At 70.9% G+C, this 13,507-nt stretch carries 10 protein-coding genes; 2 read left to right on the top strand and 8 right to left on the bottom strand.

The features are described from left to right. Positions 1-101 precede the first annotated feature (101 nt). Entirely contained in the window at positions 102-1,661 is a 1,560-nt protein-coding gene (locus ASE76_RS19625) for a PAS domain-containing methyl-accepting chemotaxis protein (protein WP_055843493.1), read from the top strand. Between the two features lie 111 nt (positions 1,662-1,772). Next, the gene (locus ASE76_RS19620; protein ID WP_168389276.1) at positions 1,773-2,942 is read left to right on the top strand and encodes a DNA topoisomerase IB; all 1,170 of its coding nucleotides are present in this window, start codon (positions 1,773-1,775) and stop codon (positions 2,940-2,942) included. A gap of 85 nt (positions 2,943-3,027) precedes the next feature. On the opposite strand, the gene ASE76_RS19615 is transcribed toward ASE76_RS19620, so the two are convergent. The 8 genes from ASE76_RS19615 to ASE76_RS19580 form a co-directional block, all read right to left on the bottom strand. After that, positions 3,028-3,699: a hypothetical protein gene (locus tag ASE76_RS19615; RefSeq protein ID WP_055843491.1), complete on the bottom strand. Its 672-nt coding sequence runs from the start codon at positions 3,697-3,699 to the stop codon at positions 3,028-3,030. Further along, complete coding sequence (locus ASE76_RS19610) at positions 3,696-4,067, bottom strand: response regulator (RefSeq protein ID WP_055843489.1); 372 nt, start codon at positions 4,065-4,067, stop codon at positions 3,696-3,698. Before ASE76_RS19610 ends, ASE76_RS19615 begins: the two co-directional genes overlap by 4 nt. A 61-nt stretch (positions 4,068-4,128) precedes the next feature. Beyond that, complete coding sequence (locus tag ASE76_RS19605) at positions 4,129-6,354, bottom strand: ATP-binding protein (RefSeq protein WP_055843487.1); 2,226 nt, start codon at positions 6,352-6,354, stop codon at positions 4,129-4,131. After that, entirely contained in the window at positions 6,351-6,965 is a 615-nt protein-coding gene (locus ASE76_RS19600) for a biliverdin-producing heme oxygenase (RefSeq protein WP_236698538.1), read from the bottom strand. The genes ASE76_RS19605 and ASE76_RS19600 overlap by 4 nt, the downstream gene beginning before the upstream one ends. A gap of 136 nt (positions 6,966-7,101) precedes the next feature. After that, positions 7,102-7,947: an NADPH-dependent 7-cyano-7-deazaguanine reductase QueF gene (gene queF / locus ASE76_RS19595; protein WP_055843483.1), complete on the bottom strand. Its 846-nt coding sequence runs from the start codon at positions 7,945-7,947 to the stop codon at positions 7,102-7,104. A gap of 63 nt (positions 7,948-8,010) precedes the next feature. Beyond that, a complete protein-coding gene (locus tag ASE76_RS19590; RefSeq protein WP_055843480.1) occupies positions 8,011-8,904 on the bottom strand; it encodes a 2OG-Fe(II) oxygenase in 894 nt (297 codons plus the stop codon). A gap of 29 nt (positions 8,905-8,933) precedes the next feature. Next, on the bottom strand, positions 8,934-9,710 hold the full coding sequence (gene yaaA, locus ASE76_RS19585; protein ID WP_055843478.1) for a peroxide stress protein YaaA: 777 nt from the start codon (positions 9,708-9,710) through the stop codon (positions 8,934-8,936). A 197-nt stretch (positions 9,711-9,907) separates the two neighbouring features. Then, a complete protein-coding gene (locus tag ASE76_RS19580; protein ID WP_055843476.1) occupies positions 9,908-13,423 on the bottom strand; it encodes an Rne/Rng family ribonuclease in 3,516 nt (1,171 codons plus the stop codon). Positions 13,424-13,507: the final 84 nt, after the last annotated feature.

Genomic DNA, 13,507 nt, shown 5'->3' with positions numbered 1-13,507 from the left:
GCCGCTTACCACACTGAATCGGCAGACGCACCGCAGCGCTGGGTTATTCCCTTCCAAAAGTAAGGCGATGGTAGATTGCCCTCCTATTACCCGGAGGATAAATGCGGTCCAACTTGCCGATCACAGAACAAGAATTCGTCTATCCCGACGACGAGATGCTGGTCTCGACCACCGACACCCAGAGCCGGATCGTCCACTGCAACGCCGCCTTCGTCCGTATCAGCGGCTACGCCTACGACGAGCTGGTCGGCCAGCCCCACCACCTGGTGCGCCACCCCGACATGCCGGCCGCGGCCTTCGCGGACATGTGGAGCACCATCGGCCAGGGCCGGCCGTGGACCGGCATGGTCAAGAACCGCCGCAAGAACGGGGACCACTACTGGGTCGAGGCCAACGTGACCCCGGTAGTGGCGAACGGCGCCACCGTCGGCTACATGTCGGTGCGGGTCAAGCCCGGCCGGGCCCAGGTGGAGGCGGCGGAAGCGCTGTACGCCCGCATGCGCGCGGAGGCCGGGACGGGGCGCATCCGCACCGTTCTGCAGGGCGGGCAGGTACGGCCGGCCGGCCTGCGGCGGTGGTGGCGTCGGTGGGAGCGCGCAGGCATCACCGCCCGTTTCGCCGCATGGCTGGCGGGGGTGTCGGCGGCCGGCATGGTGGCGCCGCTGCTGGGCTGGCAGGGCATGGCCGCCTGGGCCGGGCCGATGTGCATGATGGCGGCGGTGTCGGCCTGCGCGCTGGCGTGGTTCGGGTCGCGTATCGCGTCGCCGCTGGCCCAGGCCGACAGGTTCGCGGCCGGCCTGGCCGGCTGCAACTTGGCCGAGCGGCCGGCGTTCGACAGCCGCAGCCCCTTGGCCGGGCTGATGCAGCAGCTGGCGCAGATACAGGTCAACCTGCGGGCGGTGGTCGGCGACGTGCGGGCCGGGATCGCCGGCTTCGGTCGGTCGGCCGGCGACATCGCCCAGGGCTCGCGCGATCTGTCGTCGCGTACCGAATCGCAGGCGTCGAGCCTGGAAGAGACCTCGGCTTCCATGGAGCAGCTGGCCAGCACCGTACGCCAGACGGCCGACACGGTGGCGCAGGTGTCGGTGGAGAGCGCCGAGAGTTCGCGCATCGCCGGGCAGGGCCGCGCGGCGGTGCTGCAGGTGGGGGCGGCGATGCAGGCGATCGAGCAGTCGGCCGGGCAGGTGGCCGACATCATCGGCACGATCGAGGCCATCGCATTCCAGACCAACATCCTGGCACTCAACGCGGCGGTCGAGGCGGCGCGGGCGGGGGAGCAGGGCCGTGGATTCGCGGTGGTGGCGTCGGAGGTGCGGGCGCTGGCCCAGCGCAGCGCCGGGGCCGCCCGCGAGATCCGCACGCTGATCGGCGCGTCGGCCCTGCAGGTGACCGAGGGCGCCCGCCAGATGCGCCAGGCCGGCCAGACGATCGACAGCGTGGTCGACGCGGTGGGTCGGGTGGAGGCCTTGATGCAGCACATCGGCACGGCAGCGAAGGAGCAGGCGCAGGGGATCGCCCAGGTCAACGGCGCGATCACCGACCTGGACGGGGTGACGCAGCACAACGCGGCGCTGGTACAGCAATCGTCGGAAGCGGCCGGCGCCCTGGCCGAGCGGGCGCAGGAGCTGGAACGCGCGGTACAGGTCTTCCGCGTGGCCTGATGCGCGGCGGGCGCACCGTGCCTACCGCCGCACTCCTACACCGCGGAGCGGCGTGCGGCGGTGTAGTGCAAGGCACTTCCGGTGCCTGCACCGCCTTTCCTCTGTTGCGCTATGCCCGACGCCACACCTCTATCCTCCGTTTCCTCCCGCATCCCTTCGGGCACCGCCCCGGGCCGTGTGCCGCGGCCCGTGCGCCTGCCCGGCGGGTTGGTCTACGTCAGCCCCGAGATGCCGGGCCTGAGCCGGCTGAAGCGCGGCAAGGCGTTCCGCTACCGGCGCCACGACGGCGAGTGGCTGCGGGACCCGGACGAGATCGCCCGCATCAACAAGCTCGCGATTCCGCCGGCCTACACCCAGGTGTGGATCTGCCCCTTGGTGAACGGCCACCTCCAGGCGACCGGGCTGGACGCCCGTGGGCGCAAGCAGTACCGCTACCACGCCGACTGGCGCTTGCAGCGCGACGAAAGCAAGTTCGAGCGCCTGGAGGCCTTCGGCCTCGCGCTGCCGCGGATCAGGGCCCGGGTCGCCCGCGACCTGGTGCCGCCCAATGGCGAGCCGCTGGGCCGCACCGTGGTGCTGGCGACGCTGGTGCGGCTGCTCGACACCACCTACATGCGGGTCGGTAACGAGGAGTACGCGAGCACCAACGGCTCCTACGGCCTGACCACCTTGCGCATGCCGCACGCCGGCGTCCACGGCAGCGTGCTCATGCTCCGGTTCCGCGGCAAGAGCGGGGTGCAGCAGGAGGTGCAGTTGGACGACCCGCGCGTTGCCCGCGTGGTGCGCCGCTGCCAGCAGTTGCCCGGCCAGGAGCTGTTCCAGTACGAGGACGAGGACGGCACGCCGCACGCGGTCGGCTCCAGCGACGTCAACGACTACCTGCGCGAGATCGTCCCGGGCGACGACGGCCTGCACTTCACCGCCAAGGATTTCCGCACCTGGCACGGCACGGTGCAGGCGCTGGAGCTGACCCGGCTGGCGTGCGGGCAGGAAGGTGCCGCCGCCTACAGTGCCAAGCATGTGCTGGCCGAGGTGGCCAAGCAACTGGGCAATACGCCGGCGGTGTGCAAGAAGTCGTACATCCATCCGGCGGTGCTCGCGCTGGGCGGCACGCTGGGGTCGGACGTGGGCACCGGCATCGCCGGCATCTGGGACCGGATCGCCGGCAAGTCGCAGCGGCAACGCAAGCTGTATGCGGCGGAACACCGGCTGCTGGCGTTTTTGGAAGAGCACCGCAAGGGGCCGCGCAAGGCGCGTGCGGCGGTGAAGAAGGCGGCCTGAAAGCGACGCTACCGAGAGCCGCTGCCGGAGGCAGTGGCCGAGTGCATGCGCCTGCGACCGCCGCCCACAGGCCCCCTGCGCCGCCTCAGACGGACGGGACGCCCAGCACGACCACGTCCGCAGCCACCTCCACCGGCCAGCGCAGGTTGGCGAACAGGGCGTGCAGCGCTGCTGCGTCGACCTGCAGGTGCCGTGTCGGCGGCCGCATGGACAGGTCGAACGCGGCACCGGTGGGGGTGCGGTCGAAGCGCAGCACGCCCTCTTGGACCACCGCACGGATCGCCATCGGCACGGTGGCCCCGTCCTGCAGGTAGGCCAAAGCGCCCAGCACCGCGTACAGCACGCGGCCCGGCACGACCTCGGGCCATCCGGCAGGCGCCGATGCGCTTTCCGACAGCTGCATGCCGTAGAGATCCAGCATCGGCCGCGCCATCTCCATCGCCTGCGCGACGTCGGCCGGAGCCTTCTGGCCGTCGGCCGCTTCGGTGTCCCAGCGGCTCAGCGCACGGATGCCGGCGACGGTCAGTTGGAGTTGCTCCTCGGTCTGCCCGAGCCGCTTGAGGCTCTGGGCCGCGTCGAACGGTTCGGCACCCAGGTAGCGGCGCAACACGGTGTTGCCCATCCGCACCACCGACAGCGGACCGGCCATGTCGTGGCGGATGGCGGGCAGCACCCGCATCAGCAGTTCGTGGCGCACACCCGCTGCGAACCAGGCGGTGCCCGTTGCCGATGCCGCGGCAGTTTCGGCGGCGCTCATCGGCCCTGCGCCGCGTCTGCCAGGATGCGTTCGAGCTTCTCGAAGTCGACCGGCTTCTGCAGGAAGTGCGCAAAGATCGCCATGTCGTCGGCGTTGCCGCCGTCGGCCGAGAGGCCGGTCACGGCGATCAGCAGCGGCGCGTCGGCACCGGCGGCCATCTGCTTGAGCTTGCGGGCCAGCTCGGTGCCGTGCATGTCGGGCAGGGTCAGGTCCAGCAGGTAGACCTGGGCCGGGGCCTCTGCGGCCATCGCCAGGGCCTGCTGCGCGTTGTAGGCGCAACGCACGTCGTAGCCCTGCATGTCCAGCAGCTCCTGGAACAGCTCGGCCGCTTCGCGGTTGTCGTCGACGATGAGGATATTGAGTTCCACGAGGGCTTTCTACGAAATCGGGCGCGGGGCGCTGGAGCAGGGGCCGCACGCGGCGCCCCGGCTATCCCCCCGAGGAAGCATCCGGTGTCTGCTGCGGCAAGCGCACGGTGAACACCACATGCGGTTTGTCAAAAGAATAGCCGATGCTGCCGCGGTGGGCGGTAACGATTTCGTTCGCGATGTAGAGGCCCAGCCCCAGTCCGCTCTTGTTGCGTTCGTTGCCGAGCGACTGGCGCTTGAAGGGATTGAAGAGCACCGTCTCCAGCTCGGGCGGGATCGGCGAGCCGACGTTGCTGACCGCGAGGTGGACCTCGTCGCCCTCCTGGCTCAGGCGTACCACGATCGGCTCGCCGGCTCCGCCATGGTGGCGGGCGTTGCTGACCAGGTTGGTGACGACCTGCGCGGTGCGGTCGGGGTCGACTTGGGCGATCAGCCGCTCGGGCAGTTCGCGCTTGAACAGGCTGCCGGGGTGGGCCAGCAGCGACTCGTCGAGCAGGTCGTTGACCAGCGCCACCAAGTCGGTCGGCACGATGTTCAGGCCCAGGCCCAGGCCGCCCTGGAGCCGCGACATGTCGAGCACCTGGCTCACCAGCCGCTGCATCCGGCTGCTGGACGACTGGATGCGCTGGCCGAGCCGGCCCTGGCTGTCGCCGCTGCTCTTCTCCAGCACGCGCGCGGCCATGCTGATCGAATGCAGCGGGTCGCGCAGGTCGTGGCCGAGGATGGCCAGCAGCTGGTTGCGGGCACGGTTCAGCTCGGCCACCCGGGCGGCATTGGCGCGCATCAGCTCGTCGAGCAACTGGCGGCCGATGTCGAGCGTGGTGGCGTCCCATTCGACCGCCCGGCCCCGCACCGTCTCGCGCCAGATGGCGAACGATCCGCGCGGCGTGAGGCGCGGGCCCAGCGGGCCGACCGCGTACTCCTTCTCGGGCTTGCCGCCCCAGAGGATGCTCTCGATCTGCTCCTTGCGCACCAGCACCAGCCAGCTGTGCGATGCGGCGTCGAACCGCAGGCCCAGCACGCCGCACCAGTAGCCCAGCTCCGACTGCAGCTGCGGCGGGAACTGCGCCAGCGCGCTCAGGTTGACCATGTTGCCGGGCGCGTCGGAATCGGTGTCGTTGAGCCAGCGCACCAGGGCGCGGGCCGCCTCGACCGGCATGTCGCCCTCGACCGCCAGCTTGCTGCCGTCGGCGACGATCAGGGCGTGGGCATCGAAGATCTCCATCAGCGGCTGGCCGAGCGCGATGAAGGCGGTGGTCGGGTCGTCCGCATGCAGCGCCCCTTCCATCACGCTGGCGCGGATGGTGGCGGCCGATGCCATGCGGGCCGCATGGTCGCGGGCGGTGACGGTCTGCACGTTGGCCGCCAGGATCTGCGCGACCACGTCGCAGGCCATGCGCACCGAATACGGCACCTGGCGCGGCGCCATGTGGTGGCAGGCGATCATGCCCCACAGCTCGCCGTGCACCACGATCGAGACGCTCATCGACGCACCGACGCCCATGTTGGTCAGGTACTCGATATGGATCGGAGACACGGCGCGCAGCACCGCATGGCTCATGTCCAGCGGCACGCCGGCCGCCTCCGGGGTGGCCAGCACGTCGACCGGCGCGCCGCCGATGTCGGCGATCAGACGCAGCGTGTTCTCGACATACAGGCGCCGGGCCTGCGCGGGAATGTCGCTGGCGGGGTAACGGCGGCCCAGGAACGGATCGAGCGACGCATCGCAGTTCTCCGCGACCACGTCTCCGCTCCCGTCGGAGCGGAAGCGGTAGGCCATGACGCGGTCGAAACCGGTCAGCTGGCGGATCTCGTGGGTGGCGGTGGTCAGGAGGCTGTCCAGCGAGCGCTGGCGCTTCAGGCGGTCCATCGCACGGTGGGCCTTCGAGGCGAAGCCGTCGAGCATGTCTTCTGACCGCTGCCGCAGTTCGTACTCGGCCAGCAGCAGGCCCTTGGAGCCGTGCAGGATCAGGTCGAAGCTGCGTTCGCCGATCGCGATCGGAATCGAAAGCGGCAGCGATTCGCCAGCGGCGAGGGCCTCGAAACCGTCGTCGAAGGCCGCATGGATGTCGGCGTCGGCATCGAAATGCCGGCGCAGCAGGGCGTCGCCCAGCGCTGGCTGGTCCGGGCCGAGCAGGGCGGCGGCGTTGGCACTGGCGTGCACCAGCCGGCGCTCCTTGTCGAAGGCGAGCATCGCCCCGTGCGGCTGGATCTGGCCGGGGATGTGGATCGGTTCGCGGTCGCAGTTGTCGAGGTTGACCGGGGCACGTGGGGTCGCGATGCTCATGCCAGAACCTCCATCCGCTCGAACCGGCCGACCAGGGCGCCGAAGCCGGCCTGCGCGCCGCGCACCGCAGCCGCGGTCTCGGCCGGCGTGCGTACCGCGGCCCTCAGGTCGGACATGAAGCTTTTCCAGCGGGCTCCCACCGCGGCATCGCCCTGCAGGTAGCGCAGCGGATGCGGTGCCAGCCGTGCCTGCAGCCGGCGGTGCAGCATCGCGCCGCCGAGCTGGGAGCCTTCCACCACGTAGGCCAGGCCCCAGGCGTAGGCGAGCGGCTCGGCGGCAGCCGCGTGCCGCAGCGTTTCGGCCGCCGCTGTGTCGAGCGCGGTGGGCACCGGTACCGGCGCATGGGCGTCCTGCAGATCTGCCCGGGCGTGGGCCAGGCGCCGCTCCTGCAGGCCGGACCACTCCGCCGGGGCGCCGGCGGTCGACCAGATGGGTGCCATGGCATCGAGCCACCACGCGACCGCCTGCAGGTGCTGCACATAGTCGGCCAGGGAGGCGTCGGGTGCTGCGAGGGGCAGGGAGGAGTCGAGCTGCTGGTGGATGTCGTGGGTGGCGGACCGCAGGGCGGCCACCGGGTCTGCCGCAGCGGCGGCGCTATCGGATGGAGTCACAAAGCGCTCGGCAGGGTGGGCAGACGGAACAACGCATGGCCTTTCATTTTACCCGCGGGGCTCCCGGCGCGGGAATCGAATCGGCCGAATGTAACGAAACCATGCAGGGTGCATAGACGAAGGAGCCGCGTGCCGCTTATTGCCGCGCCGTCCGGGTGTTGGCCGGCAGCGCCTGCGGATGGCTGGTGCGCAGGGGATTGATGTCCAGCCCGCCGCGGCGGGTATAGCGGGCATAGACCGACAACCGGTGCGGTTTGCAGCGGTTCCAGATGTCCATGAAGATGCGCTCGACGCACTGCTCGTGGAACTCGTTGTGGTTGCGAAAGCTGACCAAGTACTGCAGCAGCCCGGCCTGGTCGATCGGCGCGCCGCTGTAGCGGATCTGCACGCTGCCCCAGTCGGGCTGGCCGGTGACCAGGCAGTTGCTCTTCAACAGGTTGCTCACCAGCACCTCGCTCACCTCGGGCTCGCCCGCGGCCACGGTCAGAAGCTCGGGGGCCGGGGTGTAGCGGGTGCATTCGACGTCCAGCCGGTCGAGGCTCAGGCCGTCCAGCTCGTGGACCGGCTCCCGGTCGAAGGCGTCGGGCATCAGCAGCTTCACGCCGATGGAGGAGGCGTGCTCGGCCCCGCGCCAGACCGCCTCGCCGATGTCGGCGCGCAACCGGGCGCGTACCGCCTCTGCGTCGGCCAGGCGGGTGTTGTTGAAGCTGTTGAGATACAGCTTGAACGACTTGCTCTCGACGATGTTGCGGGTTTCGCAGGGCACGGTGAAGTGGGCCAGCGCCACCTGGGGCTTGCCGCGCAGGTTGAGCCAACTCAGCTCGAAGGCGGTCCAGAGGTCGGCGCCGAAGAAGGGCGGCGCGCCGTCGACGCCGATCTCGGCCCGCTTGCCTGCGCGCGGGATCGGGAACAGCAGCGAGGGGTCGTACTGGTCGGCATAGGCCGAAGCCTGGCCGAGCGGGGAATGTTCAGGGGTGTTCATGCTATCGAATCCATAGCTGGAGGCCGGCGTCCGGTGCCGGCTGCATCCACTATTTCTTGTGAATCAGACGAACTCGCGCTCGCGCAGCCATTTGGTGGCGATCCACTTCTCGCCTGCCAGCACCGGCGCGCCGCCGTGCAGCGTGTGGGTCGAGGGGTGGGGCCGCCGGTAGCTGAAGAAGACCGCGTTGCCGCGCTTGGGCGCCACTTCCAGGCCGATGTCGGGAAAGGTGGTGCCGCCGCCGCGCTCGGGCTCGTTGAGGTAGATGACCAGCGTGGCCACCCGCTGGCCGCCGCGGGCGACGATGCTCGGCGTGCCGGGCTCGTCGGGGTCGAAATAGTCGTAGTGCGGCTTGTATTCGGCACCCGGCTGGTAGTGCAGCACCTGCAGGCCCTCGCCGTTCTCCAGCGGCCAGTTGACCAGGCGGGCGATACGGGCTTCGAGACGCTTCACCACGTCGGTCTCGCCCCGGCTGAAGAACATGCCGTCGCTGGTGCGGTCGGCGTTGAGTTCCTCGCCGCCGGTCTTGGTCGCCACGGTGAGCGAGCGCTTCATCCGCGGCTCCGCGTCGGCGATCAGCGCGGTGCATTCCTCGTCCGACAGCAGGTTGCCGAACACGACGATGCGCGGGTCGGCCATCGCCTGCAGCACGTGGACCTTGCGGTCGCCGACGTCGAGGTAGAGCGGCGAGTCGTGCAGCGCGGCATCCGGCACCGGCACGCCGGGGGGCTGGCCGCGGCGCTCGGCCTCGTCTTCCAGGTGGTCGCGCAGCGTCGTCTCCATGGCGTGGACGGCCACCTCTTCCTTCCAGCCGGAATCGACCATCGACTGCACGATGACCGGCGCCGCATAGCCGGCCTGGGCCTGCGCGATGATCCAGGCGCGCAACTCTGGCGTGGCCTGCTGTTGGGAGGCGAGGGCGGAAGCGAAGGCGTCGGCGGCGTTGTCGCGCGGCATGGCGGGGGTCCTTTCGAAAACGGGGTGGGTCAGTCGGCCCGGCGGCGGAACACCAGCCGGTCGGGCTGCGAGGCGTCGGCGGCGTACCGGTAGCCTTCGGCATCGAAGCCCTCCAGCTGGCGCGGCGTGGCGGCCCGGGTCTTCACCGCATGGCGGGCCATCAGGCCGCGCGCACGCTTGGCGTGGAAGCTGATGATCTTGTACTGCCCATTCTTCCAGTCCTCGAATACGCAGTCGATCACCCGGGCTTTGAGCACCAGCTTGTCGACCGCGCGGAAGTATTCCTGCGAGGCCAGGTTGACCAGCACCGGCGTGCGGTCGGCCTGCAGCCGGGTGTTGAGGTAGTCGGCGATCTGCGATCCCCAGAAGCGGTAGAGGTCGGCGCCCGCCGGGTTCTGCAGCCGTGTGCCCATCTCCAGCCGGTAGGGCTGCAGCCGGTCGAGCGGTCGCAGCACCCCGTACAGGCCGCTCAATATCGCCAGGTGGTCCTGCGCCCAGGCCAGCTCGTCGGCCGACAGGCTCCTGGCATCGAGCCCGCCGTACACGTCGCCATCGAAGGCCCACACCGCCTGGCGCGAGTTGGCCGCGGTGGCGCGGGGCGACCACGCTTGGTAGCGCGCCACGTTGAGGGCCGAGAGCGTGTCCGACAGCGACATCAACTCGGCGATCTGCTGCGGCGAGCGGGTGCGCAGCAAGGCGATCAGGGCCTTCGACTGGGTGCCGAAGACCGGCTCGGTCGCCGGAAAGTCGGCCGGCACCGGCGTGTCGTAGTCGAGCGATTTGGCGGGGGACAGCAGCAGCAGCATGAAGCGGTATCTCGAAAGGGCGAAATCGGACGGACCAGGGGCGCACGCCTGCGACAGGGCGGCATGCGGCTGCCATTGTCGGTGCAGGCAGCGCGCCGCGTCACCGGCCCGCCATGGAAAAAGCCCTGCCGGGTGCCCGCGGGCGCTCGGCAGGGCTCGGGGCCCGGGGCCCGCGTGCAGGCACGCGGCGGCGGGGATCAGCCGGCAGGCGGCACGGTGCCCGGCTGCGGCGCGGCAGGCTCGACCGGCTCGGCGTTCTCGAACGCGAGCTTGACGTCGCGCAGGTCGCGCTTGGTCTCGACCAGCACCAGGGCGGTGTCCTGCGCCACCACGACCGGCGGACGCTCGCGCGGCACGCGCACCGCTGGCGGCTCGGCGGCCATCGCGGCCTGGGCGGCGGCGATCTTGCCGGCGTCGGAGCCGACCCACTGCAGGCCGCTGCCTTCGGCCAGTCGCGCCAGGTCGTTCACCGGCAGCACGAAGGGCGCCGGGGCGGCCTTCGGTGCAGGTGCGGCGACGGCCACAGGCGCCGGCACGGCTGCCATCGGCGCAGGCGCCAACGGGGCGGGTGCGGCGACCGGTGCCGGTGCGGCTGCCACCGGTGCGGCTGCCACCGGTGCAGGTGCCGGCACCGGGCGCGGGGCGGGCGTCGGCGCTGCGACCGGCTCGGCCGCGGGCACGAAGGCCGGCGATGGTGCCGCTGCAGCAGGTACCGCAGGCGCCACGGCGCTTTCCGTCGGCAGTGCGTCCGAACGCAGGGGGGCCGATGCCGAGCCCTCTCCGTTCTCCACCGGCGGACGGTTGCGTGGCGCACGGGGCGCGCGGCGCTGGTCGTCGTTCTGCGGACGGCGCTCGGCCGTTGCCTGCTGCACGTCGGCGGGCGATGCGGCGCCGGTGCTCAGGGCGGCGACATCGGCCGTGCCTTCGGACGCGATCGGCGTCGGGTTGCGGAACGCGTCGAAGATGCCGCCCTGCGGTGCTTCTTCGTGGGCGGTCGCTTCCAGCGGTGCACGGTCGGTGCGCTCGCCACGCTCGCCGCCGGCACCGCGCTCGCCGTTGCGTTCGCGGCGGTCGCGTCCGTAGCGGTCGCGCGACCGGCGCTCGCGGCGCTCGTCGCTCTCGGCGGCCGGCATGCCGGCTTCGCCCGCGGCCTGCTGCACGGCGGCTTCGGTCACGCCGGCGTCTTCGCCCGGGGGCAGGACGCGGTCGTGGGCACGGGGCAGCGCAGCGGCGTCGGACGCAGCGCCGGAGGTCCCGGCTTCGCCCGCGATGCCGTCGGTGGATTCACCGCGCGGGCGGCGATCGCCCCGCTCGCGGCGGCCGCCTTCCGGACGGTCGCCCCGGTCGTTGCGCTCGCCGCGCTCACGGCGCGGTGCGCGTTCTGCACGGGACTCGTCGCCCGGCAGCGCCAGGTCGCCAGGCAGGGCGGCCAGGGCGGCGGCTTCGGTCACCGTGTCGACGGATCCGGGGGCGCGCTCGCCGTTGCGCATGTCGCGCGGCTCGCGGCCACGGCCTTCGCCGCCGCGTTCGCCACGCTCCGGACGGTCGCCTCGGCCACGGCCTTCGCCGTCGCGCGGTGCGCGGACTTCGCCGTCACGGGGTGCGCGGCCTTCGCGCGGGGGGCGGCCACCTTCTGGCCGGTCGCCCCGGTCGGTGCGCTCGCCGCGTTCTGCCAACGGTGCGCCGTTGGCGCCTGCAGCACCTGCGGCAGGGCCTGCGCCGCGTTCGCCGCGCTCGCCACCCCGGTCGCCGCGCTCGCCACGGCGGCCGCCGCGGCCGTCCGAGCGGCCTTCGCCACCACGGCCTTCACCGCCGCGGCCTTCCGGGCGGCCGTCGCGGCGGCCGTCACGGCCGGCTCCGCGGCCTTCGCCGCCGCGTCCGTTGCGGCGCTGTTCGTCGCCTGCAACCGGAGCCGGAGCGGGCGCAGGTGCGGGTGCCGGCGCGGGTGCCGGCGGGGTCGCATAGCCGAAGAGGCTCTTCAGCCAGGCCAGGAAGCCCATCTCGACCGGCGGCGCAGGCGGTGGCGCGGCCGGTGGGGGAGGCGGCGGCACCGGGGCCTGGGCCTGTTGCGGTGCGGGGGCGGCCGGGCGCGGCACGGCCTGGGGAGCGGGTGCATCCGGCAGCACGCCCTTGATCACCGGCGTCTGCTTGTTGGTGGGTTCCTGCGAGCGGCGGGTGACGGTGGTGGGGTCTTCCACTTCCTCGGCCAGCTTGTAGCTCGGCTCGATGCCGTCGAGGCGCGGGTCGTCGTGCTTCAGGCGCTCGAGCTTGTAGTGCGGCGTCTCGAGCGACTTGTTGGGCACCATCAGCACGGTGACGCGCTGCTTGAGTTCGATCTTGGCGATCTCCGGGCGCTTCTCGTTGAGCAGGAACGAGGCGACCTCGACCGGCACCTGCACGTGCACCGCCGAGGTGTTGTCCTTCATCGACTCCTCCTGGATGATCCGGAGGATCTGCAGGGCGGAGCTTTCGGTATCGCGGATGTGGCCGGAACCCCCGCAGCGCGGGCAGTTGATGTGCGCGCCTTCGGAGAGCGCCGGCTTCAGGCGCTGGCGGCTCATCTCCATCAGGCCGAACTTGCTGATCGTGCCGAACTGCACCCGGGCGCGGTCCTGGCGCAGGGCGTCGCGCAGGCGGTTCTCGACCTCGCGGCGGTTCTTCGACTCTTCCATGTCGATGAAGTCGATGACGATCAGGCCGCCCAGGTCGCGCAGGCGCATCTGGCGCGCCACTTCGTCGGCGGCTTCCAGGTTGGTGCGGGTGGCGGTTTCCTCGATGTCGCCGCCCTTGATGGCGCGGGCCGAGTTGACGTCGACGCTCACCAGCGCCTCGGTGTGGTCGATCACCACGGCACCGCCGGACGGCAGCGTCACGGTGCGGGCGTAGGCCGATTCGATCTGGTGCTCGATCTGGAAGCGGGAGAACAGCGGCGCGTCGTCCCGGTAGCGCTTCACCCGGCCGGCATGCTCGGGCATGACGTGCGCCATGAACTGGTGCGCCTGCTCGTAGATGTCGTCGGTGTCGATCAGGATGTCGCCGATGTCGTGGTTGAAGTAGTCACGGATCGCGCGGATGACGAGGCTCGATTCCTGGTAGATCAGGAAGGCGCCCTTGCCGCCCTTGGCCGCGCCGTCGATGGCGGTCCAGAGCTTGAGCAGGTAGTTCAGGTCCCACTGCAGTTCGGGGGCCGAGCGGCCGATGCCGGCGGTGCGGGCGATGATCGACATGCCCTTCGGGTACTCGAGTTGGTCCATCGCCTCCTTGAGCTCGGCCCGGTCCTCGCCCTCGATGCGGCGCGACACGCCGCCGCCGCGCGGGTTGTTGGGCATCAGAACCACGTAGCGGCCGGCGAGCGACACGAAGGTGGTGAGCGCCGCGCCCTTGTTGCCGCGCTCTTCTTTCTCGACCTGGACCAGCAGTTCCTGGCCTTCGCGGATCACGTCGTTGATGCGGGCCTGGCTGACCGACACGCCTTCGGCGAAATACTGGCGGGAGATTTCCTTGAAGGGCAGGAAGCCGTGGCGGTCCTCGCCGTAGTCGACGAAACAGGCTTCCAGCGAGGGCTCCACGCGGGTCACGACCGCCTTGTAGATGTTGCCCTTGCGCTGTTCGCGCCCCTCGATCTCGATTTCGTAGTCGAGGAGCTTTTGTCCGTCGACGATGGCCAGGCGGCGTTCTTCGGCCTGCGTGGCATTGATCAGCATCCGCTTCATGATGCGTTCCTTTGAATTCAAAACTTCGTACCGGCCCGGATGGGGCCCACGATGCCTGAACTGACGCCTCGAAACGAAGGGAAT

The organism is Xylophilus sp. Leaf220, assembly GCF_001421705.1.
Classification (GTDB): Bacteria; Pseudomonadota; Gammaproteobacteria; order Burkholderiales; family Burkholderiaceae_C; genus Xylophilus.
Note: the sequence above shows the minus strand (reverse complement) of the source record. Positions and strands in the feature narration are given on the sequence as shown.